The 24,006-nt window shown below is 65.4% G+C and carries 21 protein-coding genes, 2 tRNA genes and 1 pseudogene; 12 read left to right on the top strand and 12 right to left on the bottom strand.

What is annotated here, in order from left to right; translation table 11 throughout:
- Positions 1 to 26: 26 nt before the first annotated feature.
- The 3 genes from NVV79_RS11575 to NVV79_RS11565 form a co-directional block, all read right to left on the bottom strand.
- Complete coding sequence (locus NVV79_RS11575; RefSeq protein ID WP_303989420.1) at positions 27 to 1,088, bottom strand: hypothetical protein; 1,062 nt, start codon at positions 1,086 to 1,088, stop codon at positions 27 to 29.
- Between the two features lie 330 nt (positions 1,089 to 1,418).
- Complete coding sequence (dps, locus tag NVV79_RS11570) at positions 1,419 to 1,892, bottom strand: DNA starvation/stationary phase protection protein Dps (RefSeq protein WP_303989417.1); 474 nt, start codon at positions 1,890 to 1,892, stop codon at positions 1,419 to 1,421.
- 285 nt (positions 1,893 to 2,177) lie between these two features.
- Positions 2,178 to 2,636 (bottom strand): Hsp20 family protein, encoded by a 459-nt coding sequence (locus NVV79_RS11565; protein ID WP_303989414.1) that lies wholly within the window; start codon positions 2,634 to 2,636, stop codon positions 2,178 to 2,180.
- A 219-nt stretch (positions 2,637 to 2,855) separates the two neighbouring features.
- Between NVV79_RS11565 and NVV79_RS11560 the strand changes: the two genes are divergently transcribed.
- Entirely contained in the window at positions 2,856 to 3,338 is a 483-nt protein-coding gene (locus tag NVV79_RS11560; protein ID WP_303989411.1) for a hypothetical protein, read from the top strand.
- 358 nt (positions 3,339 to 3,696) lie between these two features.
- Positions 3,697 to 4,671 carry an alpha/beta fold hydrolase gene (locus NVV79_RS11555; protein WP_303989409.1) on the top strand — a complete coding sequence of 325 codons (975 nt, stop codon included), beginning with the start codon at positions 3,697 to 3,699 and terminating at the stop codon, positions 4,669 to 4,671.
- A gap of 189 nt (positions 4,672 to 4,860) precedes the next feature.
- On the opposite strand, the gene hisN is transcribed toward NVV79_RS11555, so the two are convergent.
- Positions 4,861 to 5,649: a histidinol-phosphatase gene (gene hisN, locus NVV79_RS11550; protein ID WP_303989407.1), complete on the bottom strand. Its 789-nt coding sequence runs from the start codon at positions 5,647 to 5,649 to the stop codon at positions 4,861 to 4,863.
- Between the two features lie 242 nt (positions 5,650 to 5,891).
- On the bottom strand, positions 5,892 to 6,788 hold the full coding sequence (locus NVV79_RS11545) for an N-formylglutamate amidohydrolase (RefSeq protein WP_303989405.1): 897 nt from the start codon (positions 6,786 to 6,788) through the stop codon (positions 5,892 to 5,894).
- A 250-nt stretch (positions 6,789 to 7,038) separates the two neighbouring features.
- Here NVV79_RS11545 and cpdR point away from each other — a divergent pair, with 250 nt between their 5' ends.
- The 3 genes from cpdR to NVV79_RS11530 all read left to right on the top strand — a co-directional run bounded on the left by cpdR (position 7,039) and on the right by NVV79_RS11530 (position 7,802).
- Entirely contained in the window at positions 7,039 to 7,398 is a 360-nt protein-coding gene (gene cpdR / locus NVV79_RS11540) for a cell cycle two-component system response regulator CpdR (protein WP_046105558.1), read from the top strand.
- 224 nt (positions 7,399 to 7,622) lie between these two features.
- Positions 7,623 to 7,697, top strand: a tRNA-Val gene (locus NVV79_RS11535).
- Positions 7,698 to 7,727: 30 nt separating this feature from the next.
- Positions 7,728 to 7,802 (top strand) — tRNA-Val (locus tag NVV79_RS11530).
- Positions 7,803 to 7,960: 158 nt separating this feature from the next.
- Here NVV79_RS11530 and NVV79_RS11525 read toward each other — a convergent pair.
- Together NVV79_RS11525 and NVV79_RS11520 are read right to left on the bottom strand one after the other, a co-directional pair.
- A complete protein-coding gene (locus NVV79_RS11525) occupies positions 7,961 to 8,749 on the bottom strand; it encodes a metallophosphoesterase (protein WP_303989394.1) in 789 nt (262 codons plus the stop codon).
- Positions 8,750 to 8,815: 66 nt separating this feature from the next.
- Positions 8,816 to 9,217 (bottom strand): helix-turn-helix domain-containing protein, encoded by a 402-nt coding sequence (locus tag NVV79_RS11520; RefSeq protein ID WP_303989392.1) that lies wholly within the window; start codon positions 9,215 to 9,217, stop codon positions 8,816 to 8,818.
- Between the two features lie 124 nt (positions 9,218 to 9,341).
- On the opposite strand from NVV79_RS11520, the gene NVV79_RS11515 reads away from it, so the two are divergent.
- Positions 9,342 to 9,935 (top strand): NADPH-dependent FMN reductase, encoded by a 594-nt coding sequence (locus NVV79_RS11515; RefSeq protein ID WP_303989390.1) that lies wholly within the window; start codon positions 9,342 to 9,344, stop codon positions 9,933 to 9,935.
- Positions 9,936 to 9,938: 3 nt separating this feature from the next.
- Here NVV79_RS11515 and NVV79_RS11510 read toward each other — a convergent pair whose 3' ends face one another.
- Positions 9,939 to 10,553 carry a pyridoxamine 5'-phosphate oxidase family protein gene (locus NVV79_RS11510; protein WP_303989388.1) on the bottom strand — a complete coding sequence of 205 codons (615 nt, stop codon included), beginning with the start codon at positions 10,551 to 10,553 and terminating at the stop codon, positions 9,939 to 9,941.
- Positions 10,554 to 10,661: 108 nt separating this feature from the next.
- Here NVV79_RS11510 and msrB point away from each other — a divergent pair, with 108 nt between their 5' ends.
- Positions 10,662 to 11,066 (top strand): peptide-methionine (R)-S-oxide reductase MsrB, encoded by a 405-nt coding sequence (msrB, locus tag NVV79_RS11505; protein ID WP_303989386.1) that lies wholly within the window; start codon positions 10,662 to 10,664, stop codon positions 11,064 to 11,066.
- Positions 11,067 to 11,086: 20 nt separating this feature from the next.
- Complete coding sequence (locus NVV79_RS11500) at positions 11,087 to 11,869, top strand: hydroxypyruvate isomerase family protein (protein WP_303990387.1); 783 nt, start codon at positions 11,087 to 11,089, stop codon at positions 11,867 to 11,869.
- A gap of 36 nt (positions 11,870 to 11,905) precedes the next feature.
- On the opposite strand, the pseudogene hrpB reads toward NVV79_RS11500, so the two are convergent.
- A pseudogene (gene hrpB / locus NVV79_RS11495) lies at positions 11,906 to 14,351 on the bottom strand (ATP-dependent helicase HrpB).
- Positions 14,352 to 14,581: 230 nt separating this feature from the next.
- On the opposite strand from hrpB, the gene NVV79_RS11490 reads away from it, so the two are divergent.
- Positions 14,582 to 15,445 carry an aldose 1-epimerase family protein gene (locus NVV79_RS11490; RefSeq protein ID WP_303989383.1) on the top strand — a complete coding sequence of 288 codons (864 nt, stop codon included), beginning with the start codon at positions 14,582 to 14,584 and terminating at the stop codon, positions 15,443 to 15,445.
- Between the two features lie 102 nt (positions 15,446 to 15,547).
- Here the strand turns inward: NVV79_RS11490 and NVV79_RS11485 are convergent, their stop codons facing one another.
- Positions 15,548 to 16,984 carry a sigma-54 dependent transcriptional regulator gene (locus tag NVV79_RS11485; RefSeq protein WP_303989381.1) on the bottom strand — a complete coding sequence of 479 codons (1,437 nt, stop codon included), beginning with the start codon at positions 16,982 to 16,984 and terminating at the stop codon, positions 15,548 to 15,550.
- Positions 16,981 to 18,966: an ATP-binding protein gene (locus tag NVV79_RS11480; protein ID WP_303989379.1), complete on the bottom strand. Its 1,986-nt coding sequence runs from the start codon at positions 18,964 to 18,966 to the stop codon at positions 16,981 to 16,983. The genes NVV79_RS11485 and NVV79_RS11480 overlap by 4 nt, the downstream gene beginning before the upstream one ends.
- 205 nt (positions 18,967 to 19,171) lie before the next feature.
- Here NVV79_RS11480 and NVV79_RS11475 point away from each other — a divergent pair, with 205 nt between their 5' ends.
- The 3 genes from NVV79_RS11475 to NVV79_RS11465 all read left to right on the top strand — a co-directional run bounded on the left by NVV79_RS11475 (position 19,172) and on the right by NVV79_RS11465 (position 22,340).
- On the top strand, positions 19,172 to 20,155 hold the full coding sequence (locus NVV79_RS11475; protein WP_303989377.1) for a tripartite tricarboxylate transporter substrate-binding protein: 984 nt from the start codon (positions 19,172 to 19,174) through the stop codon (positions 20,153 to 20,155).
- A 202-nt stretch (positions 20,156 to 20,357) separates the two neighbouring features.
- Positions 20,358 to 20,819 carry a tripartite tricarboxylate transporter TctB family protein gene (locus tag NVV79_RS11470; RefSeq protein ID WP_303989375.1) on the top strand — a complete coding sequence of 154 codons (462 nt, stop codon included), beginning with the start codon at positions 20,358 to 20,360 and terminating at the stop codon, positions 20,817 to 20,819.
- Positions 20,820 to 20,834: 15 nt separating this feature from the next.
- On the top strand, positions 20,835 to 22,340 hold the full coding sequence (locus tag NVV79_RS11465; RefSeq protein ID WP_303989373.1) for a tripartite tricarboxylate transporter permease: 1,506 nt from the start codon (positions 20,835 to 20,837) through the stop codon (positions 22,338 to 22,340).
- Positions 22,341 to 22,489: 149 nt separating this feature from the next.
- On the opposite strand, the gene NVV79_RS11460 is transcribed toward NVV79_RS11465, so the two are convergent.
- Complete coding sequence (locus NVV79_RS11460) at positions 22,490 to 24,001, bottom strand: ATP-binding protein (RefSeq protein WP_303989371.1); 1,512 nt, start codon at positions 23,999 to 24,001, stop codon at positions 22,490 to 22,492.
- Positions 24,002 to 24,006: the final 5 nt, after the last annotated feature.

Raw genomic sequence — 24,006 nt, 5'->3', positions numbered from 1 at the left:
TCGGACGGGCCGAGGCAAGCGGTCGATCAGGGCGTGACCACATCGACCTCGTTGCCCGCCATATCGTAGGCGACGCGGCCGCCGGTCCAGCCGTCGGAGAGTTCGGCGCGCACTTCGACGACGAGGCGATCATCTTCCGGCGTCATGAACAGGACGGAGCGGGAGATGGTGTAGCGGAAGACGCTCATGCCGGGCATGCCCATGCGCGCGATGGTGCGCTGTTCCAGGTCGGCCAGCCTGTCGGGGTCGAGCGCGGCAATGTCGGACAGGGTGAAGGCGCGGTCCAGCGTGGGGCCGAACGGGTTGGCCATGCCCATCATCATCGAATCCTGTCGCCTTATGGAATCGGCCGTGACGTAGATTTCGACGAGCTGGCCGGGATTGCGCGGGTCCTCCATCTGCACCAGCGCCTTGCTGTCATCGATGAGGATTTCGGCATAGCGCGCATTGGGGCCGAATTCCGCGCCGAGGCGGGCCAAAGTGGCCGCCACGGTGGCCGGGGCGAGCCAGGGGCCGGCTTCGACCTGCTGGCTTGCGGGCGAGATGACATCGAGCACCTGGGCATTGGCGGTGAGCAGGACCGAGCCGGTTTCGCCGCCGGAGCGGGCGAAATGCACCTCCCAGAGCGGAATGAGCTTCTTGCTGGTGCGGGTGGTCGGCATGGTGCCTTCGATCTCGGTGATCTGCGCTTCGGGCAAGGCGAAAGCGGCGATGGCCGCGCGCTTGACGGCGGGGAGGCGATCGAACGGCAGATCGGCGAGGGGGAAGGGCTCGGTGTCGCCCATGCCCATGGCGGTGAAATTGGGCATGCTGATGCCCTGGCGCACGCTCACGCCATCCCAGGAATAGTCGGTGGTCTGTTCGGGATCGGCGGCGTGGTCGGCGGTGATGAAGATGCTGTCCGCATCGATGGTGATGTCGTGGACCAGGGCAGCGCCGATCTCGTCGGCCAGGGCCTGCTGCGCGGCGGCCATGGGCCAGGTGTCGGTGGCGAGAAAATCGGCGGCGCGGGCGGCCGGCATCGCGGCGAGCAGCGCGGCGGACAGAATGAGGCAGGCAGGGCGTAGGCGAGGAAGAGGCAAGGACATGGCAAGTCTCCCGGAACGCGGACCTATTATGGCGCAAGACTGGGAGAAATGCACTGACCGGCGCATGAACAGGACGTTCAGATGCGCGAGAGGATGGAGCCGTTGGCCCTGTGCGCGTGGCCCCGCCCCACTCTTCCCTTCTCCCCTTGTGGGAGAAGGTGCCCGAAGGGCGGATGAGGGGCAGTAGACATTGAAGCATGGGATGACGCAGACCCCTCTCCCGGAAATCCGCTGGACGCGGATTTCCACCCTCTCCCACGAGGGGAGAGGGCAAGCCTGCCCATGCCTCCGAAGTCAACGCTCCCTCGGGTGGGCCCGCTGTTCCTGACGCTATTCGAGGTGGGACTTGATGAACCAGAGGTTCTTGTCGAGGTCGCGCGAAAAGGCGGTGAGGATGTCGGCGGCATCGGCATCGCCGGCCTCGTCGGTGGCGTCGATATCTTCGCGGACCTGGTTGGCCAGGGCGGCGAAGCGCTCGGCCAGGGCCGCGAGATGGTCGGGGACCTTCCTGAGATCGGTGGGATAGGGCGCGAGGGCGGTGGCCTTGGCGACGACCTGGCTGGTGCCCAGGGCGATGCCGTCGAGCTGGGCGACGCGCTCGGCGATGATATCGACATGGGTATCGATGGTGGCGCGCATGGGATCGAGCATTTCATGCACGGCGATAAAATTGGGGCCCTTGAGGTTCCAATGCGCCTGCTTGGTGATGAGGGCCAGATCGATCGCATCGGCCAGACGGGCGTTCAGGATGTCGATGACGGCCGACTTGGCATTGGCTTTGAGGGCGATGGAAGGGGTTTTCATGGGGAGTCCTTTGACGCTGGGTGGTTTTGGGACTCAACTTGCAGGGACGAGGGAGGTTCCGTTGGTGGGGCTGTTTGCCTGAAAGCGGGTACCCCCTCCTAGCCTTCCCCTGACAGGGGGAGGAACCGATCGAGCTTGTGGCACCGTTTTGCCCCAACCACTGCGCGGCTCCTCCCCTATTAGGGGAGGTTGGGAGGGGGTGCTCCACAAGCAAAAGGCGCAGCCCTTGCGGACTGCGCCTCTATCGTCACCGGGAGGTGTCGGTCGACGCGGAAGGCCGCGCGACTAGTTTACCGACTTGTCTTCGATGGTCGGCTGGGTGCCGGCACTGATCTGGATGGAACGCGGCTTCTTGCTTTCGGGCAGTTCGCGCTTCAGTTCCAGATGCAGCAGGCCGTTTTCGAGGCTGGCGCCCTGAACCTCGACATAGTCGGCAAGCTGGAAGCGCAGCTCGAAGGCGCGCTCGGCAATGCCGCGATGGAGGAATTCACGGGTTTTGTCGCCGCTCTCGGCGGGCTTGGCGCCCTTCACGACCAGGTTGTTCTCCTTGGTCTCGATGGCAATGTCGCCATTGGCAAAGCCGGCGACGGCAATCGAGATGCGGTAGGCATCATCGCCGGTGCGCTCGATATTGTAGGGCGGGTAGGTCTTGGCTTCCTGCCCGACAAGGGTATCGAGGCGGTTGAAGACGCGGTCGAAACCGACGGTGGAGCGATAGAAGGGGGAAAAATCGATGGTCTGCATGGTCACATTCTCCTGTGAGCAACGTGGATGTCCCGGTGGTCTCGGCCGAAGCTCCCTGTCGCAGGCGAGCGGTTTTCGAGGTCGGGGTTCCCGGCAATTCCGGCGAACGCATGAAATATGGGGGATGGATTTGCCGGTTCAAGGGGACAATTTCGCCCCATGCGGAACCTATTATGGGCGTTTGTCGTCACAACTCGACAGGCAACCGGGAAAAGTCTCATGAAACCATTCGCTCCGCTGCTGGCGCTCGCGCTCCTCGCGCCCGTGTCCGCTTACGCCCAACCCGCTCCGATCTGGGGCGGGCATTATAATATGGGGGTATTCGCTGCCGGGGGCGGCAGCGCGGCCGATGGCCATGTCAGCCTGGAATGTTCGGGCGATGGGCTTGCGGATGCCGGCGCCTTCTTTCTGCAACTGGAGCCGGCCGCCGCGATCGAGGCTTTCGCCGATGCGCCGCCGCAGCTCGATTTCATCGTCGATGGGGAAATCTTCACGGTGCCGGTCACCGCCGAGAACGGCGCTGTGTTCTTCTACCGGTCCGAACCTGACGATGACGCGCTGACCCTCGCGCTGATCGAAAAGCTGCGCCGCGGCCGCACCCTGACCGTATCGGCGCCCGAACTCGACATTGCCAGGATTTCGCTGCGCGGATCGAGCGAGGCGTTGATCTATGTCCAGCAATGCGTGGCCGGGAATGACTGAGGCAGGCAGAGGCCGGCTCTGGATGAACCGAATATGAACGGACGAGTCCGGTCGAGTTCAGGCTGGGGCGGCTAGAAGGGGGCATGTGTTGAGGGAGACCTCGTCACAACCCCAATGCGGCCCATCACCCGCCCCCGCATGGGCCGCAACAAGGAAGCCAGCATCCTCCGGGATGCTGGTTTTCTTTTTCTGCATCAATCTTCGCAGTCCGCCGGTCTGCAAATGGCTGTCTCTTGCGCTTCCGGTGCTCACGTACTCATGTACGCTGCGCTCCGGGTCTCAGAGCCAGCCATTTTCGACTCGGCGGGCCTGCGAATCTCGATACAGAAAATAGTGCCTACCTCACGAAGGGCCACCCATGAACGCCGTCGTCGATCCCAATGGACCCAGCCTGGTCAATATCCCGTCCAATCCCATGCCCGAAGGTGGACGGGTGGGCTTTTTCCGGACGGCTGACAATGTGCAGTTGCGCTATGCGACCTGGCCCAAGTCGGAAGGGGCGCATCGGGGGACGATCTGTCTGGTGCAGGGGCGCACCGAATTCATCGAGAAATATTTCGAGACCGTGGCCGACTTCCGCCGGCGCGGCTTTGCCGTGGCCACGTTCGACTGGCGCGGGCAGGGCGGCTCGGACCGGCTGATCGGCAATCGCAAACTGGGCTATGTCGACCGGTTCGAGGATTACTGGACCGACCTGCGCAGCTTTCATGGCGATATCCTGCTGCCGGATTGTCCGCCGCCTTATTATCTCGTCGGCCATTCGATGGGCGGGCTGGCCTCGCTCTTTGCCGGGATCAACGATCGGATGATGTTCGATCGGGTGTTTCTCTCAGCGCCCATGTTGGCGCTGGACCGGCAGCCATTGAGCATGAAGGGCATGGCACGGGTCTGCGAGACGCTGAGCTTTTTCGGGTTGGGGCAGATGCCGGTGGGACGCAAGGCGGACAAGCCGGTGTCGGAGGCGAGCTTTCCGGGCAATCCGCTGACGGGGGACCTGATCCGCTATATGCGGTCGGTCGATGTGATCAGGGAGCGACCGGATCTCGAAATCGGCGTGCCGACCGTGCGCTGGGCGGCATCGGCCTTCGGGGCCATGGCCGAGGCGGCGGAGGACAATTTCCCCGCCCGCATCAATGTGCCGCTGCTGATGCTGGCGGCAGCGCGGGACGAGGTGGTGTCGGCGCCGGCCATCGAGCAATTGGGGCTGCGCCTGCGCACCGGGCGGCATGTGGTGATTGCCGGGGCGCGGCACGAACTGTTCATGGAGAGCGATGCGATCCGCGGACAGGTGTTTGCGGCGTTTGACGCGTTTATTACGGAGCAGTCTTCTTGAGCTGATTTCTCAGTCGTCTCCCTCCCCCTTGTGGGGAGGGATCAAGGGTGGGGGTGGGGCCACGCACACCGCGTTTGCGGAACCATACCCCCACCCTGCTCGATAAACGGACTTAGCAAGGGCTAAGTCCTATCTCGCTTCCCTCCCCACAAGGGGGAGGGTGGACGACTGCGCGTTCGGGTACCTACCTTACGAGGCGTTGACCAGCGCCAGCGCCTTTTCCAGCAGTTCGGGCGTCGCAGCGGCCACCACGTTACCGCCGCCAGTGGGTTCGCTGCCGTCCCAGCAGGCGATGGCGCCGCCGGCTTCGCGGATGATGGGGACCAGGGCGGCGATGTCATAGGTGTTGAGATAGGGCTCGACCACGAGGTCGGCGTGGCCGGCGGCCAATAGGGCATAGCCGTAGCAATCCATGCCGAAGCGCTGCAGGCGCGTGGCGGATTCGATGGCCCGCCATTTGCCGGCCAGTTCGGGCGTGTTGAACAGGGAAGGGGTGGTGGTGAAAACGCGGGCGGGGGGCAAGTCGATCTGGCCGCTGGTGCGGATGGGCGTGGTGGTGTCGCCGCGGCGATAGGTGGCGCGGCCGGGCACGGCGAGGAAGGTTTCGCCGATAAAGGGCTGGCTCATGATGCCTGATATGGCCACGCCATTGTGGGCGAAGCCGATCAGCGTGCCCCAGACGGGGGCGCCGGAAATGAAGGCGCGGGTGCCGTCGACCGGGTCGATGATCCAGGTGTCATTGCTGTCGCCGGAGCTGCCCCATTCCTCGCCGACAATGGCGTGGTCGGGGAAGGCTTCGGCAATGACGGCGCGGATGACGGTTTCGGCGCCGCGATCGGCCTCGGTGACGGGGTCGAAGCCCACGGTGAACTTGTTGTCGATGGCGAGGGGGGTGCGGAAGAGGGGGAGCGTGTGGGCTGCGGCGGCTTTCGCGGCGGCGAGGAGGGTGGCTTCGATTTTGGCGAGATCGAGGGTCATGGGCGGGGTCCGTGCCACGACCTCGTGGTTCGACGAGCTCACCATGAGGTCTACTGAGGGATGGGCGTAACTAGCACAGGGTGGTGCGGGGGACGTGAGTCTTTTCTGGATACCCCCTCCTAGCCTCCCCCTGATAGGGGGAGGAACAGATCGGGGATTTGGCACTATATTGCCCCAGCCACAGTGCGGCTCCTCCCCCTATCAGGGGGAGGTTAGGAGGGGGGGTATCCAACAAGGAAAATCTATTCCGCCGCTTCCTTGTCGATGGCGGGGGTGCTGCCGACCAGTGACACCAGATCCAGCCCGATCAGGGCGAAGATCAGGCGTTCGACCAAAGCGCGGACGGCGTCGAAGCCGTCATTGCGGGCCAGGGTGACCTCGTTCATGTAGAGGTGGCGGCTGATCTCGATCTGGAGGGCGTGCACGCCGTGTTGCGGGCGGCCATAGGTGCGGGTGGCAAAGCCCCCGGCATAGGGGCGGTTGCGGGCGACCTTGAGGCCGGCGCTGGCGAATATGGTTTCGGCCAGATCGACCAGGCCCGGAGCGCAGGTGGTGCCGTAGCGATCGCCCAGGACGATATCGGGCGCGGCCTTGTCATTGGAGCGGGTAATGCGCGGCATGGAATGGCAGTCGATCAGCAGGGCCACGCCGAAGGCGGATATGGCTTCGCTGAGCAGCTTCTGCAAAGCCGCGTGATAGGGGTGGTAAATGCCCTCGATGCGCATCCGTGCATCCTCGAGCGTCAGCCTGTCGCGATAGATGGGCTTGTTCTCGGCCACGACGCGGGCCAGCGTGCCCAGGCCGGCGGCGACGCGGGGCGAAGTGGTGTTGAAGCGCTCGGACAGGGGCTCCACGAACATGGTGGGGTCGAGTTCCCAGGGTTCGCGGTTCACATCGAGATAGGCACGGGGGAAATGCGCGCGCAGCATGGGGGCGCCGAGATGGGGCGCGCGGGCGAAAAGTTCATCGACCCAGGCATCCTCGGACTGGCGGATCGAGAGGTGATCGAGCCTGGTCATGGCGAGGAAGCGCTCGGGATAGACCCGGCCGGAATGGGGCGAATTGAACACCAAAGGTGTGACCAGCCGGCGGGGCCGGATGGTTTCGAATGCCGGCTGATCCCAATAGTCGGACCGCACGATGCCTCCCCAAACAGGCGCCTTGCCAACGACGCCGCACTGATTTGCCTTTGCAGTGTCGCCCTTTGCGCCCGGCTTGTCCAGATTGTCGCAAAATTGCTGATGGGAACGGGTTGCGATTGCATGGAGGCAAACTTCGCTTAAACATCGCGCTATATAGTCCGACTCACAGCGCGGCATGCGTCGCGCTCCTGCGTCCGCGCCGGATGGAGCGATCCGGCAGCGCAAGTTGAATGCCCGGAGACCCCTGATGAAGCGAATCCTGCTCGCGGAAGACGATAACGACATGCGCCAGTTCCTGACGCGTGCGCTCAAGAATGCGGGCTACGAGGTCGTGTCGTTCGATAACGGGCTTTCGGCCTATGAGCGCCTGCGCGAGGAACCGTTCTCGCTGCTGCTCAGCGATATCGTGATGCCGGAAATGGACGGGATCGAGCTGGCGCGGCGCGCCACCGAGCTCGATCCGGACCTCAAGGTGATGTTCATCACCGGCTTTGCCGCCGTGGCGCTGAACCCCGATAGCGACGCGCCCAAGGATGCCTCGGTGTTGTCAAAGCCGTTTCATCTCAAGGACCTGGTCAACGAGGTCGAGCGGCTGCTGGCGGCCTGACCGATACTCATCCCCACCCACGGTGGTGGGGCGAGTTTCCACATGGTCTTAGAACGCCGATCCCGCCATTGGAGCGTAGCTCTCATGGCCTTCGCCGCCCAAATTGCTCCACAGGCGCAATTTGTCCCTGCGGGCGGCGTCGAAGCCTCTTGACCCCAAACCGGGTTTTATGGTCTATCCGCGCCACTGGACGGGCCCAAGCGGCTCTTCCATCCCGGAGAGATGGGCGTATAGCTCAGCGGGAGAGCACCTCGTTGACATCGAGGGGGTCACAAGTTCGATCCTTGTTACGCCCACCATCTCTCTAGTAGACTTTCGCCAATGGCGACGGGAGTATAGCTCAGCGGGAGAGCATTCGCTTCACACGCGAAGGGTCACAAGTTCAATCCTTGTTACTCCCACCATTTGCCTTCGCTTCCGGTGAAGGCGGTCTGCAAATACCTATTCCCTCCGCTTCCGGTGCTCACGTGCCGAACGCACGCTGCGCGCCGGTTCTCGGGAACGGGCATTTTCGCCTCGGCCTGACCCGAAATATGGGCAAATGGTGCCTGCCGGGGGATCGTCAGTCTTCCAGGAAAATCTCTGTATTGCCGTCGATATAGTCGTCGAAGAGGACGGTGGTGCTGTCCTGGTCGGCGATGACGAAGGCGAGCTGGCCGGGGCCGGTGAGGCGGCGCATGGGGATGTGGGGCTGGTCGACGCTGCAGGAATAGTGATTGCCTGACAGGGTGGTGAAGGGCAGGCCGCGCCAGGTGGCGGTCGAGGTCAGGTGGACATGGCCGGCAATGACCTGGCGGATATCGGGATGGGTCTTGAGCGCGTCGATGAAGGCGGCCGGCTCGAGAATACGGATATTGTCCGATTCGATATGGAGGGCGTTGGCATTGTGATGGAGGATCACGATGACGGGGCGGTCCATGGCCTCGGCCAGACGCGCATGCAGCCAGGAAATCTGGGTTTCGGTAAGAATGCCATCGACGCGGCCGGGCTCGGAGGAATCGAGCAGGATGATGCGATAGCCCTTGATATCGATGACCTTGTCGACCTTGCCGGTCTCGGCGACGAAACCATTGCCGAAAACCGCGAGGAATGACGCGCGGTCATCGTGATTGCCCAGGGTGATATGCACCGGGATGGGCAGGCGGGCGATGATGGCTTGCAGGCGCTGATAGGCGGCTGGCTGGCCCAGATCGGCCAGGTCGCCGGCCAGCACGCAGAAATCGACATGATCGTAGCGGGCGATGACGGCTTCGACCGCCTGTTCCAGCCTCGCGCCGGTATCGAGCGTGACCGACAATTCGCCCTCGGGCATGACATGCAGGTCGCTCAGCACCACGAATTTCAGGGTCATCATTGCCTCTCAGACTGGTTGAGTGGTTCTCCTAGAGGCGGCGCATGAAAGGCCTGTGACGGCCAGTCAGGCCGCGTTGCGCCGGGCGGCGTAACGCTCGCGCGCTTCGGCCACGCGTTCGCCATTGCGGACCGTCCAGTCGCTGATCGCGGCCAGCGGGCCCTGCAATTCGCGGCCCATGGCGGAGAGTTCATAATCGACGCGGGGCGGAATGATCGGCGTCACGGTGCGGTGCACGATGCCATCTTCTTCCAGCTCGCGCAGCGTCTGGGTCAGCATTTTCTGGGAGATGCCCTCGACATGGCGCTGGAGCTCGGAAAACCGCATCGGACCGCGCAGCAGCGCCATGATGATGTAGAGCGACCACTTCCCGCTGATCCGGCCCAGGACCTCGATCATGGGCACGGCTGCCCGGGTGCATTCGGCAAAGGTCTCGGGTGGTTTCGTGCGGGTGCGTAGGGTTTCCATCTGGTGCCTCAGGTGAGGAAAAAGTGCGGTCTTGCGGACGTGTCGATAGTCACGAATATAGCGTCAGTTACGTTCAGTTACCAGCGTTCGAAACGATCCTCACTTAATAAAAGAGACTGACACCATGAGCAAACCGCGTATCGGCATCATCATTTCCACCACGCGTGAAGGCCGCTTCGGCGAGCGGGCCGCGCGCTGGGTGGCCGAACTGGCCGCCAGCCGCAATGATATCGAGACCGAAATCGTCGACCTGCGCGACTATCCGCTGCCATTCTTCGATTCGGTCAGTTCGCCGCGCTTTGCGCCCATCGACACGCCGGAAGCCAGGAAATGGGCGGGCAAGCTGGCCGAGCTCGACGGCTATGTCTTCGTCACCGCCGAATACAACCATTCGGTGTCGGGCGTGCTCAAGAATGCGCTCGATTTCGTGTTTGCCGAGCCGGCGCGCAAGCCGGCCGCCTTTGTCGGCTATGGTGCGGTCGGTGGCGCCCGGGCCGTCGAGCAGTTGCGGCTGATCGCGGTGGAGCTGAGCATGGCGCCGCTGAACCGGGCGGTGCATATCAACATGGAGCCCTTCAAGGGCATGCTGATGGAGGGAAAGGACTTTGCCGACTATCCCTATCTGGCGCCGACGGTCGACACGATGCTGGAGGAACTGGCCTGGTATGCCCAGACGCTGAAGGCAGGCCGGGATGCCGCGGAACTGAAGGCGGCGTAGTCGCTACCACATGGTCTGGCGGGCCCGCTCGGGCCAGGCCTGATCATAGGCTTCACCACCCACCTCGCCAGCCGTCATGCTGGCGAGGATTTCGCCGGGCGTGGGCAGGGTCTTGGGATCAATGTGGCGGGCCGGGTTCCAGAGCTCGGAACGCACGATGGCGCGGGCGCACTGGAAATAGAGCTCGTCTATTTTCAGGACGATGACCGAGCGCGGCGGCTTGTCGTCGACGGCAAAGCTCGCCAGCAGGTCCGAGTCCACGCTGAGATGGGCCTGGCCCTGGGCTCGGAAGGTGGTGCCGCTGCCGGGCAGCAGGAAGAGGAAGGCGCAGCGCGGGTCGCGCACGATATTGCGCAGGGAATCGATGCGGTTATTGCCGCGCCGGTCGGGCATCATCAGGGTTGCATCGTCATGGATGCGCACGAAGCCGGGGCGGTCGCCGCGGGGCGAGCAATCCACGCCTTCGGGGCCGACAGTGGCCAGGGCGGCGAAGGGGCTGGCTTCGATCAGGCGCCGGTAATGCGGCGTCATGCGATGGGCGACCTTGGTGGTCGAGGCGGCGACGGGAGCGGGCGTGTAGAGCGCTTCGAGCTGCTCCAGCGAGGAAACAATGGACATGGTGGGCCTTTGGAGGCTTCAGCCCGATATGAAGCAACGGGCGCTATGGGCTGAACGTAACTGATCCTATATTCCATGCGAATAGAAGTGCGACAAAGGAGTAAATCCATGGACACCCATGCCTTCAAGGTGACCCATAGCGATGCCGAATGGCGCGCGAAGCTGACGCCGGAACAGTATCAGGTGATGCGCAATCACGGGACGGAGCGTCCCGGCTCGTGCGCGCTGCTGCATGAGAAGCGGCAGGGCACATTTGCCTGCGCCGGTTGCGATACGCCGCTGTTTCAGTCGACGCTGAAATTCGAGAGCGGCACCGGCTGGCCGAGCTTCAACGACCCGCTGCCCGGCGCGGTGGAGACGACCACCGACAAGAGCTTCGGCATGGTGCGGACGGAAGTGCATTGCGCCACCTGCGGCAGCCATCTGGGACATGTCTTCCCCGACGGTCCGCCGCCGACGGGGCTGCGCTACTGCATCAATGGCGTGGCACTGAATTTCACGCCCGCGGCGTGAGGTTTTCGGCCAATCTTTCCATGCTCTATCCCGAGCATGGTTTTCTCGACCGGTTCGACGCCGCGGCGGCCGATGGCTTCCGCGGCGTCGAATATATTGCGCCCTATGACTACCCGGCCGAGGCGATTGTCGAGCGGTTGCGGCGGCTGGGGCTGGAGCAGGTCCTGTTCAATTCGCCCACCGGCGACTGGGCGGCCGGAGACCGGGGCATGGCCTGTGTGCCCGGGCGGCAGGAGGAATTCGCCGCGGGTATCGAGCAGGCGATCAGCTATGCGCGGGCGCTGGACTGCCGGCTTGTGCATGTGATGGCCGGGGTGGTGCCTGATGATGTGGCGCCCGAGGCTGCGGCGGCGGTGCTGGCGGGCAACCTGCGCCATGCGGCCGAGCGGCTGGGGCAGCATGGCATCGTGGCGCTGATCGAGCCGATCAATGCGGTGGACATGCCGGGCTATGCCCTGGGCACGCTGGATGCGGCCGAGGCCATGCTGGCGGCGGTGGCGCATGACAATCTCTACCTGCAATACGATTTCTACCACATGGCGATGACCGGCGTGGCGCTGACGGAGAATTTTGCCCGGCTGCTGCCACGGATCGGACATGTACAGGTGGCCGATGCGCCGGGGCGGGGTGAGCCGGGGACGGGGCAGGTGGATTATGCGGCGGTGTTCGCTGCTGTCTCGGCATCCGGATATGGCGGATGGATCGGGGCGGAATATCGGCCGGTTGCGGGGACCAGTGAGGGGCTGGGGTGGATGCGCGGGCTGGTGGTGCCACGCCCTCGTGGTTCGACAGGCTCACCATGAGGGCTACTGAAGCCCGCATCATGCGGGCTATTGGCGCTAGGTTCCTCTTGGCTTGGCGCGGGCCGTGGCTGCGGCGGTGATGGGGTCGTCGGGCCAGAAGTGACGGGGGTAGCGGCCCTTCAAATCCTTGGCGACATCCTTCCAGCTGCCGCGCCAGAAGCCGGGCAGGTCGCGCGTGGTCTGGATGGGGCGATGGGCCGGGGAGAGCAGGATGAGCAGGAGCGGCACCTTGCCGCCAGCCACGGACGGGTGGCGGTCGAGGCCGAAGAGTTCCTGCACGCGGACTTCCAGCGCCGGGCCGTTTTCGGCGGCGTAGTCGATGGGCAGGTGGCTGCCCGAGGGCGCGGCGAAATGGCTGGGCAGGAGCCGGTCGATTCCCTGGCGCTGGGACCAGGGCAGAGCCACGTCGAGGGCATTGCCGAGATGGGCGGCGGTGATGGCGGCGAGGCGGGTTTCGCCGAGAATATGCGGTGCCAGCCAGGCGGGATCGGCGGCGAGGGCGGCGTCGGACAGGTCGGGCCAGGCATCGCCGACGGTTTCGCGGAGATAGAGGGCGCGGGCGCGGAGGGCCCTTGCTCCTTGCTCCAGGGCAGCGCATCGGGGCGGCGCAGGGCGGCCTGGGCCAGCAGGGTTGCAGCCTGTTCGAGATCGGAGACGGCGACGGGTTCGTCGGCCAGGCGCAGGGCGCCCAGCTGGCGCTGGCGGCGGGCGCGGATGCTGGCCGAGGCGGGGTCGAAGGCCAGTGTGGTCGTTTCGGTGATGCGGTGGGCGAAGAGGGTTTCGAGCGTGTCGCGGTCGAGCGCAGCGGCGGCGCGAATGCGGGACGTGGCGGCGGCGCCCGTCAAGTCGGTGACGACGAGGAAGGGCGAGGCGGCGAGGGCGTCGGTTTCCTCGAGGCTGGCCTGGCGGCCATTGGCGAGGCGAAATTTGCCGCGCGGACCGGCGGCCTGGGCAACGCGATCGGGATAGGCGCGGGCGAGATGGTGGCCGGCGGGCAGGTTGCCGCCCTTGCCACCCCCGGCGAGACCGGCCCAGCGCTTTGCCAGGTTGCGGGCATCTTCGGCGCGCTTGCTGCGGTCGGCGCGAAAGCGGTCGAGGCGGTGGGCGAGGTCGGTGCCCTCGCCACCCAGGCCGCGTTCGGTGATGAGGACGGCGAGAGCGGCGGCGGTGAGGGCGTCGTCTTCGGCGGCAGCGGCGACGACCATATGGGCGAGGCGGGGATGGAGCGGCAGGCGGGCCAGGGCCTTGCCTTCGGGCGTAATGCGGCTGGCGGCATCGAGCGCATCGAGGGATTTGAGCAGGGTTATCGCCTCGGCCCAGGCGGGGGCGGGCGGGAGATCGAGGAAGGGCAAAGCCGACGGGTCGGTGATGCCCCAGCTTGCGAGATCCAGCGCGAAGCCGGCGAGATCGGCGGCTGACATTTCGGGCGTATCGAAGGGGTCGAGCGCTGATGTCTGCCCCTCATTCCACAGGCGGATGGCGACGCCGGGGCTGGTACGGCCGGCGCGGCCGCGGCGCTGGTCGGCGCCGGCGCGGGGAGACGCGGCGGGTCTGCAATGTGGTGAGGCCGGTATCGGGCTCATAGACCGGGACGCGGCGAAAGCCGGAATCGACCACGATGCGGACGCCGTCGATGGTGAGAGAGGTTTCGGCAATGGAGGTGGCGAGCACCACCTTGCGACGGCCGGGCTCGGCGGGACGGATGGCGCGGTCCTGCTCCGATGGCGTGAGCTGGCCGTAGAGCGGGGCGATATCCACATTGGCGGGTACACGGGCGGCGAGGCGCTCGGCGACACGGGTGATTTCGCCCTGGCCGGGGAGGAAGACGAGGGCCGAGCCTTCGTAGTCGCGCAGGGCCGTGAGGGTGGCTGAGGTGACCTGGTCTTCGAGGCGTTGCAGGGGATCGGGTTCACGGTGGATGGTTTCGACCGGGAAGGCGCGGCCCTGGCTTTCGATGACGGGAGCGTCGTGCAGCAGGCGGGCGACGTGAGCGCCGTCGATAGTGGCGGACATGACCAGGACGCGGAGATCGGGGCGGAGCGCGGCTGCGTCGAGGGTGAGGGCGAGGCCGAGATCGCCGTCGAGGCTGCGTTCGTGGAATTCGTCGAAGAGGACGGCGGCAATGCCGGTCAATTCTGGATCGTCCAGCAGCATGCGGGTGAAGACGCCTTCGGTGACCACCTCGATGCGGGTGCGGGCAGAGACGCGGGAATCCATGCGGACGCGGTAGCCGACGGTCTGGCCGACATCTTCGCCAAGCAGGCGCGCCATCTGGGCGGCGGCCGCACGGGCGGCGAGGCGGCGCGGTTCGAGCATGATGATGCGGCCATCCTGACGCCAGGGGGCGGCGAGGAGGGCGAGGGGGGACGCGGGTGGTCTTGCCGGCACCGGGCGGGGCGACGAGGACGGCATAGGGGCCGGCGGCCAGCGCGGATTGCAGGGCCGGCAGGGCGTCGTCGATGGGGAGCGGCGGCAGGGACATGCGAAGGTCTTGAAGTATCCGTTGCCTGTGGGCAAGAGGAACAGCAGCGAGTTTGCGGAACCATACCCCCACCCTGCTCGATTCAACGGACTTAGCTTAGGCTAAGTCCTATCTCGCTTCCCTCCCCACAAGGGGGAGGGGTGGGGTCGGTAGATGTGGCATGATGTTGCCAACATACGAGGCTGTTCTCTCCTTCTTGGGTTAGGGTAGGGCGATTCAGGGAGCATTCCATGACCAATCTTCGCATCGGCAATGAGCAAGTGACTGTCGAGGTGTCCCCGCTGGGCGCCGAGATGCAGTCGATCGTGACCGGCGATGGGCAGGACTGGTTGTGGGAGGGCGATGCGGCGTTCTGGGGCGGACGGTCGCCGGTGCTGTTTCCGATCGTGGGCAAGGCGCCGGACGATCATGTGCGGATCGAGGGTTTTCGCTATCCGATGGGGCAGCATGGCTTTGCCCGGCGCAGCGAATTTACGCTGGTGGAGAGCGGGGCGGATTTCTGCCGGTTCGCGCTGCGGGCGGGGCAGGCGAGCCACTCGATCTTTCCGTTCGATTTCCTGCTGGAACTGGAGCATCGCGTCACGGGGCGCGGGGTGAGTGTCACGGCGGAGGTGACCAATCGGGATCATCGGCCGATGCCGTTCGGCATCGGGTTTCATCCGGCTTTCGTGTGGCCACTGCCTGATTGCGAGGGGCTGGAGCATCGCGTGGTGCTGGACAATGGCGGTGAGCCGGAGCTGGTGCGGTTATCGGGTGGACTGGTGAAGCCGGAGCGGCAGCCCTCGCCGTTCACGGCCGGGGAGCTGGTGCTGAACCATGACCTGTTCGCTGATGATGCCATGCTGTTTCCCGAAGGGGCCGGGGCCGGGCTGACCTATGCGGCGGGGGAGAGGGCGGTGCGCTTTACCTGGGAGAATTTGCCGAATTTCGCGATCTGGTCGAAGGCGGGGGCGGGATTCGTGTGTCTTGAGCCGTGGCATGGGATGGCGGCTGAGGTGGGCGGCAGCGATGCGCTGGAGGAGCGGCCTTATGGGGAGGTGCTGGGGCCGGGGGCGACGGGGCGGTATTCGTTCAAGGTGGAGCTGGTGGGGTAGGCCGTTCTTCCTTCTCCCCTTGCGGGAGAAGGTGCCCGAAGGTCGGATGAGGGGGCTACTGTGCTATCCGCCCACATCGAAGCATGGGGGGGCGCAGACCCCTCACCCGTAATTTCTTCTGAACGAAGAAATTACCCCCTCTCCCGCAAGGGGCGAGGGGTGGTCCGGTGGGTGGGGCGCTTCGGTGCTTATCGCCGCACGCCCAGCCGCGCCATTTTCTCGCTTAGTGTTCGCCGTGGCACCTGCAATGCATCCACCACTGCCGCGATGGAATCGCCATGTCTCGCCAGTTCGGCTTCGATGACGTGGCGTTCGTAGGCGGCGAGGCGGTCGGCGAGGCTGGCTGACGAGGGGAGGGGGCTTGGTCCTGGGGCCGAGTATGGCGTCGAGGGAGCGGCCGGTGGCGTCGAGGCCCAGGGCGAAGCGGTCGGCGGCGGCCTTGAGTTCGCGGACATTACCCGGCCAGGTGTGGACGAGCAGGGCGTTGATGTCGGCGGGGTGCAACTGGGGTGCGGGCTTGTTGAAGCGCTGGGCGGCCAGGCCCAGGAAATGGTGGAACAGCAGCACGCTGTCCTCGCCGCGGTCGCGCAGGGGGGCGAGCTGGATGGTGGCGAGGTTGAGCCGGTAATAGAGATCGGCGCGGAAGCGGCCAGCCTCGCTTTCGGCGGCGAGATCGACCTTGGAGGCGGCGACGATCTGCAGGTCGAGCGGGATCTGCTTGTTGGAGCCGACGCGCTCGACCACGCGCTCCTGGATGACGCGGAGCACCTTGGCCTGGGCCAGCAGAGGCATGGATTCGATTTCATCGAGCAGGAGCGTGCCGCCATTGGCGAATTCGAACTTGCCGACGCGTTGGCCGGAGGCGCCGGTAAAGGCGCCGGCCTCGTGGCCGAAGAGCTCGGATTCGATCAGCTCGGCCGGGATGGCGGCGCAGTTGACGGCGACAAAGGGGCCTTTTGATCGGGGCGAGAAATCGTGGAGGCACCGGGCGACGACTTCCTTGCCGGTGCCGGTTTCGCCCAGGATGATGACATCGGTGGGAATGGAGGCCAGTTCGCGCACGGCGCGGCGCAAATCCTCCATGACCTGGGAGGAGCCGACCAAGCGGGTGGCGAGCTCGGCTTCGCCGCCATCGAGCCTGCGGCGCAGGTCGGCGACTTCGCGCTTGAGGCCGGCCTGTTCGGCGGCACGGCGCAGGGTCTTGACCAACTGGTCCGGTACATAAGGCTTTTGCAGGAAATCGAAGGCGCCTGATCGCATGGCTTCCACCGCCATGGGCACGTCGCCATGGCCGGTGATGAGGATGACTTCGCTGGCCAAAGCGCGCTCGTGTACGGTGCGCAGCAGGTCGAGGCCGGAAAGGCCCGGCATGCGGACATCTGACAGGATGACCTGGGGATGGATATCGTCGAGCATGACCAGGGCTTCGGTGGCGCTTGACGCGACATGGGTCGTAAAGCCCGACAGGCGCAGCCATTGGTCGAGGGCGGTGCGCACCATTTCCTCGTCATCGACGATGAGAACGCTCGGAGTGGTCATTGCTTTGATCTTTGCGTGATTGTGGTTTCGACCACGACGTCATTCCCGCGAAGGCGGGAATCCATTGTTGTATCGGACTGGGAGCCGAAGAGTGGATTCCCGCCTTCGCGGGAATGACGCGGTGGTTGGGGGGATGGTGAGGAGCCCGGCGCAGCGTGGGCAAGCGGCAGGCGCACGGTAAAAGTGCTGCCCTTGCCGGGACGGCTGTCGACGGTGATGGCGCCGCCGATATCGCGGACGAGGCCGTAGGAGATGGAGAGGCCGAGGCCGAGGCCCCGCCCGGCCTCCTTGGTGGAATAGAAGGGGTCGAACAGGTTGGAGAGTTCGGCCGCGGCAATGCCCGAGCCGGTGTCGGATACGGCGATTTCGACGGTGCCGGTCGCCTTGACGACTCCGATGGAGAGCACGCGAACGGGGCTGTGCTCCATGGCGTCGGCGGCATTGGCGATGAGGTTGATCAGCACCTGTTCGAGATGCACGGGATTGCCCGAGACCAGGATGGCGCGCGGGCGGCGATATTCGACGTCGATGCCGAAGGCCCGCAACTTGTGATCGACCAGATCGAGGGCATTGGCGATGACCGTGGCGAGGTCGGCCCGCATTTCGACGCGCGTCTCCTTGCGGGCGAAGGTCTTGAGGTGGCTCGTCAGGGCCGAGAGGCGGTCGACCACCTTGTCCATGGTGGAGAGGATGGCCGTGACTTCGGCATCGTCCTGGCGGCTGGCGATGAGCTTGGCGCTGGCGAGATGGGTGGTGAGTGCGGCGACGGGTTGGCTGACCTCATGGGCGACGCCGGCCAGGGCCTGGCCGAGGCTGGCCATCTTGGCGGCCTGCACCAGGCCGTGCTGGGCTTCGCGCTCGGCCTTTTCGGCTCGGATGCGCTCGGCGATTTCCTCGCGCAGGGCCTCGTTGGCGATATGGAGGTCTTCGGTGCGTTCGGCGACGCGCTGTTCGAGCCGTTCATGATCGGCCAGGCGCTGGGCGACGATGCGCTGGCGCTGCACCAGCAGCACGATGATGAGCAGCAGGGCCGCGGCGCCCAGGCCAGCGGCGGCGGCGGCCGTCCAGGCGACGCCATAGAGCGGAGTGAGCGGGGTGAAGGACAGCAGTTCCCAGCCATGCTTGGGCAGGCGCAGTTCCTGCAGCACGAAATAGCCCGAGGTCTCGGGATCACTGCCCGCCAACAGCGCGAATTCGGCGCCGCGGGAGAACCAGCGGTCGGTGATGATGCCGGCATTGTCGACGCCGTTTTCGCCATAGCGCAACTGGCTGGAAATGGCTTCGACGCGCGAGCGGGGAATGGTCTGTAGCGGCCGGTAGCGCCAGTCGGGGCGGGTGGAGAGGATCACCACATCGTTGAGATCGACAATGCCGATGAGCTCGCCCGAGCGCCACCAGGTGGCTTCGATCTCGCCCAGATTGATCTTGGTGACGGCCACGCCCAGGGGGCCATCGGGGCCATCCACGCGCTGGGAGAGGAAATAGCCGGGCACGCTGGTGGAAATGCCGAAGGCATAGAATTGCGCCCGGCCGAGCCGCATGGCGTCGGCGAAATAGGGGCGGAAGGAATAGTTGGTGCCGACCAGGCTGGTCAGCGTCCACCAGTTGCTGGCGGCGACCACCGCGCCATCGTCCTCCATGAGGAAGATCTCGCCGGCGCCGGCGGTTTCGTTGAGCTTGGAGAGGAAGCCGTTGGCCTCCTCGACGGCAGCCGGATCGTCTGGATTGGTCAGCGCCGCGCGGGTTTCGCGGGCCTGGGAGATGGCCACGGGCAGGTAGTGGAAGCGCTCGATGATGGCCTCCAGCGTGCGCTCGAACAGCGCGAGGCGCCGCTGGGCCTGTTCGCGGGTATCGAGAATGGTGGCGTTGAGGGTCATCTCGAAGGAGGCCCATGCCACGAGCAGCACGACGAGCAGGCCGATGCCCGCGGCGGTCAGGTGGCGCCGGCCGAACCAGTTCCGCAGGGGCGTTCTTATCGTCACAGGCGCCTTTCCCGGCCACGACAAGGCCATTGGCAAGAAATTGCCGATGGCCGACGGTGCGATGAGCAAGTTCTTGCCCAAACGCTTAGCATGGTCGCGGAAAATAGCATATCAGCCTTGCGTATGGTGCGTGGCACGCAGTTTGCATCACAGGTTCGACCCGGCCGAGAAGCCGGGGTCTAAGCAATATGGGAGGACAGACTCAATGAAGAGCTTCGTTAAAATCCTGGCTGCGGGCCTTGTGGCCGGTTCGGCGCTGACTGCGGCAGTGGCCGTGGCGCAGGACTACCCGAACCAGCCGGTGACCATTGTGGTGCCGTTCGCGGCCGGCGGCCCCACCGATACGGTGACGCGCCTGGTGGCGGCCGCGATGAGCGAGGATCTGGGCCAGCAGGTCGTGGTGCAGAATGTGGGCGGCGCCGGCGGCACGCTGGGCGCTGGCCAGGTGGCTGCGGCCAATCCGGACGGCTATACGCTGCTGCTGCACCATATTGGCATGTCGACCGCCCCGGCGCTCTATGCCAGCCTGCCCTTCGATCCGATCACCGACTTCGCCCCGATCGGGCTGGTGACCGAAGTGCCGATGACGATCGTGGCGCGCCGGGACTTCGAGCCGGCGACGCTGGAAGACCTCATCGCCTATGTGAAGAAGAATGGCGAGGACATAACCTATGCCAATGCCGGCATCGGTGCGGCCAGCCAGCTCTGCGGCCTGCTGTTCATGGATGCGCTGGATACCAAGATGACCGAAGTGCCCTATCAGGGTACCGGCCCGGCCATGACGGATCTGCTGGGCAGCCAGATCGACATGATGTGCGACCAGACCACCAATACGACGAGCCAGATCCTGGCCGGCGAGATCAAGGCCTATGCCGTGACCACGCCCGAACGCATCGCCGTGCTGCCCGACGTGCCGACCATGGCCGAGGGTGGCGTGGAGAATTTCGAGCTGGGCATCTGGCACGGGCTCTATGCCCCGGCCGGCACCGACCAGGCCATCATCGACAAGCTGACCCAGTCGCTGCAGAAGGCGCTGGCCGACGAGATGGTGGGCAACAGCTTTGCCGAACTGGGCACCTATCCGGTGCAGGCTTCCGATGCGACCCCTGCCGCGCTGGCGCAGAAGCTCGAAGGCCAGATCGCCCTCTGGGCCGAAGTGATCGCGGCCGCCGGCGTCGAGGCGCAGTAGGCGGGTAGCCTGACCCCGGCCGGCTTTGGCCGGGGTATGCGCTTGGTCAACTACCGCTGTCCCAACCGACACTCTCCCCTTGCGGAGAGGGGTCGAGGGGGGTGTCTGGTTCCGGTATCGGGCCTGCCGACACTCCTCCCAGCCTCCCCCGTCGAGGGGGAGGTGCCGTCCGGTGGGTATGGCGATATCGAGGAAGAATATGATGGCAGTCAATGCTTCGCGGAACGACTTTGCCTCGGGAGCAATCTTCGTCGCCCTGGGCGGCTATTTTGCGCTCGAGGCCATGAAATACGACTTCGGCACGCCGTTCCGCATGGGGCCGGGCTTCATGCCCGTCGTGCTGGGCGGCGTCCTGGTGGCGCTGGGCGTGGCCGTGGCGGCCAAGGGCATCGGCAAGCCGGATGCCGAGGCACCTCCGGCCTGGCCGTGGCGCGGCATCGTATTGGTGCTGGGCACGATCCTGTTCTTTGCCGCGACCATACGCGGGCTGGGCTTCATTCCCGTGGTGCTGATTTCCGGGCTGGCGACGGCGCTTTCGAGCAGCCGCAACTCGCTGCTCTCGTCGCTGGTGATCAGCGTGGGACTGTGCGTGCTGTGCATGTTGATCTTCGTGGTCGGACTGGGGCTGCTGGTGCCCTGGGTCGGTCCGTGGCTGCGCTTCTAGGCCGGGAGACCATAGATGGACCTCATATCCTCTCTCGCTCTCGGCTTTTCGGTCGCGCTCGATCCGGTCAATATCCTTTACTGTTTCATCGGCGTGCTGCTGGGCACGCTGGTGGGCGTGCTGCCCGGCATCGGGCCGACGGCCACCATCGCCATGCTGCTACCCATCACCTTTTCGCTCAATGCGGAAACGGCGCTGATCATGCTGGCAGGCATCTATTACGGCGCCCAGTACGGCGGCTCGACCACCGCCATCCTGATCAACCTGCCTGGGGAAAGTTCTTCGGCGGTCACGGCCATCGACGGCTACCAGATGGCCCGCAAGGGCCGCGCCGGCGCGGCTTTGGCCACGGCGGCCATCGGCTCGTTCTTCGCCGGTTCGGTAGCGACGCTGCTACTGGCCTTCTTCGCTCCGCCGCTGGCGCGGGCGGCGCTCAATTTCGGGGCGCCGGAATATTTCTCGCTGATCGTGCTGGGCCTGCTGGTCTCCATTGCGCTGGCGCATGGTTCCATCCTCAAGGCGCTGGGCATGATCGTGCTCGGACTGCTGCTGGGCATGGTGGGCCAGGATATCTATACCGGCACGCCGCGCTTCACCTTCGGGGTGCGCGAATTGTTCGGGGGCCTCAACTTCGTGGCCGTGGCGGTGGGCGTGTTCGGTATCGCCGAAATCCTGCGCAATCTCGAAAACGAGAAGGAGCGCGAAGTTGGGGTCAAGGCGGTGACCAACCTCTGGCTCACCAGGGATGACGTCAAGCGCATCGTCATGCCCATCCTGCGCGGTACAGGGCTCGGCTCGATCCTCGGCATCCTGCCGGGCGGGGGACATATCCTTTCGTCCTTTGCCTCCTATTCGGTGGAAAAGCGGCTCTCCAAAACGCCCGAAGAGTTCGGGCAGGGGGCCATCGAGGGCGTCGCCGGACCGGAATCGGCCAATAATGCGGCGGCACAGACCAGCTTCATTCCGCTGATGACGCTGGGCATTCCGGCCCATCCCGTGATGGCGCTGATGATCGGGGCGTTCATCCTGCAGGGCATCACGCCCGGCCCCAATGTCATCAATGAACAGCCGGCCCTGTTCTGGGGCATCATTGCCTCGATGTGGGTGGGCAACCTGCTGCTGGTCATCCTCAACCTGCCGCTGGTGGGGCTGTGGGTGAAAATGCTCTCCATCCCCTATCGCGTGCTGTTTCCGGCCATCGTGCTGTTCGCGTGCATCGGGACATTCTCGATCAACCAGAACATCTACGACATCTATGCGATCGCCTTCTTCGGCATCCTCGGCTACCTGCTGATCCGCTTCGGCTGCGAGCCGGCACCGCTGTTGCTGGGCTTCGTGCTGGGGCCGCTGCTGGAAGAGCATCTGCGGCGGGCGATGATCATTTCGCGCGGCGATCCGATGATCTTCCTGCACCGCCCGATTTCGGCGACGCTGCTGGGCCTGGCCCTGTTGGCGGTGCTGATCGCGGTGCTGCCGAGCATCAGGCGGAAGCGCGCGGAAGTGTTTGTCGAGGACGATTGATTTCTCCGCACCGTCCCACACAATCGCCACCCTCGGGCTCGACCCGAGGGTGTTTCACTTTGTGCGTTCGGTAAGTGCAGAGCCCTCGGGTCAGGCCCGAGGGTGACGGCTGGTGGGTGGGGAGATGGCGCCACGCCATCCCGGCAGGATCATTCTGCCGCGCCGCGTTCTTCCACCAGGGCATCGGGGCCGTTGGGGTCGCCGGGGGCGGTTTCGGCTGATAGGTCGGGGAAGGCGACGACGCGGTTGTTGCGGAAATCGAGGCGCACGACCAGCAGGCCGCGTTCCTCGAACCAGGTCAAAAGGCGCCGGGCGCGGCTGGCCGAATGGGTGCCATAGAGGCGAGCCAAGGTGGCGTCGGAAGGGCAGGGGGCTGACGTGAGCGCGGCCTGGGCGAGGACGAGGAAGACGCCCTGCACGTCGTCGGTGAGGGTTTCGGAGAGCGACAGGGCCTGTTGCCAGCCGTCGGACTGGGCGACCTCGGTATCGGGGGCGACGCGGGCGACGGCGAGGCGACGTTTGAAGGCCGGTAGAGCGGGCGGCTCGCCGGGGACGCGGCGGATGCGGCAGCGGACCAGGAAATCCTGATAGAGCACGGCGACGGTGCGGAAGCTGGCATCGGGGTCGCCGAGCAGTTCGGCCATGATGGCGTCGATCTGGCGGTCGCGCTCGGCTTCGTCGATCTCGGGAAAGAGGGTCTGTGGGGTCTCTTCGGCCGGCGGGCGGGCGCGGGAAAGCTGGGCCAGCAGCTCATTGGTCGAAGGGGGCGGAGGCGGCGCCGGGCGGCGGGTGACGGGGCGGGCCTGTTCTTCGGCCGAGGCGGAAAAGATCAGCTCGGCGGCATCTTCAGGGGCTTCCGGCAGGGGCGTCAGCTTGGGACTGGTGGAGCGGGCCGAGGTTTCGACCGGGCCGATGGTGACCGGTAGCGGGCGGCGGGAAATGGCGGGGCCGAGGGCGACGAAGTGGCCGCGGGCGAGGTCGCGGAACTGCTCGGCCTGGCGCTTTTCCATGCCGAGAAGATCGGCGGCCCGGGCCATGTCGATATCGAGAAAAGTGCGGCCCATCAGGAAGTTACTGGCTTCGGCCGCAACGTTCTTGGCCAGCTTGGCGAGGCGCTGGGTGGCGATGACGCCGGCGAGGCCCCGCTTGCGGCCGCGGCACATGAGGTTGGTCATGGCGCCGAGCGACAATTTGCGTGCTTCGTCAGACACTTCGCCGGCCACCGATGGGGCGAAGAGCTGAGCTTCGTCGACGACGACGAGGACGGGATACCAATAGTCGCGGTCGGCATCGAACATGCCGCCGAGGAAAGCGGCGGCGGCGCGCATTTGTTGTTCTACATCAAGGCCTTCAAGGTTGAGCACGACCGAGACACGATGCTGGCGGACGCGGGCGGCGATGCGGGTCAGCTCGGCCTCGGTGCGGGTGGCGTCCACGACCGTGTGGCCGTAACGCTCTGACAGCGTTGTGAAATCGCCCTCGGGATCGATGATGCATTGCTGCACCCAGGGGGCGGATTGTTCGAGCAGGCGCCGCAGGAGATGCGACTTGCCGGAGCCCGAATTGCCCTGAACCAGGAGACGGGTGGCCAGCAGCTCCTCGAGATCGAGCGTGGCGGGCGCGGCGCCCGTCGTTGCGCCCATGTCGATTGCTACCTTCATCGGGT

Source organism: Devosia ginsengisoli (genome assembly GCF_024707105.1).
Lineage (GTDB): Bacteria > Pseudomonadota > Alphaproteobacteria > Rhizobiales > Devosiaceae > Devosia > Devosia ginsengisoli_A.
The sequence above is the reverse complement of the archived record's forward strand: the minus strand, read 5'-3'. Positions and strand labels throughout refer to the sequence as shown.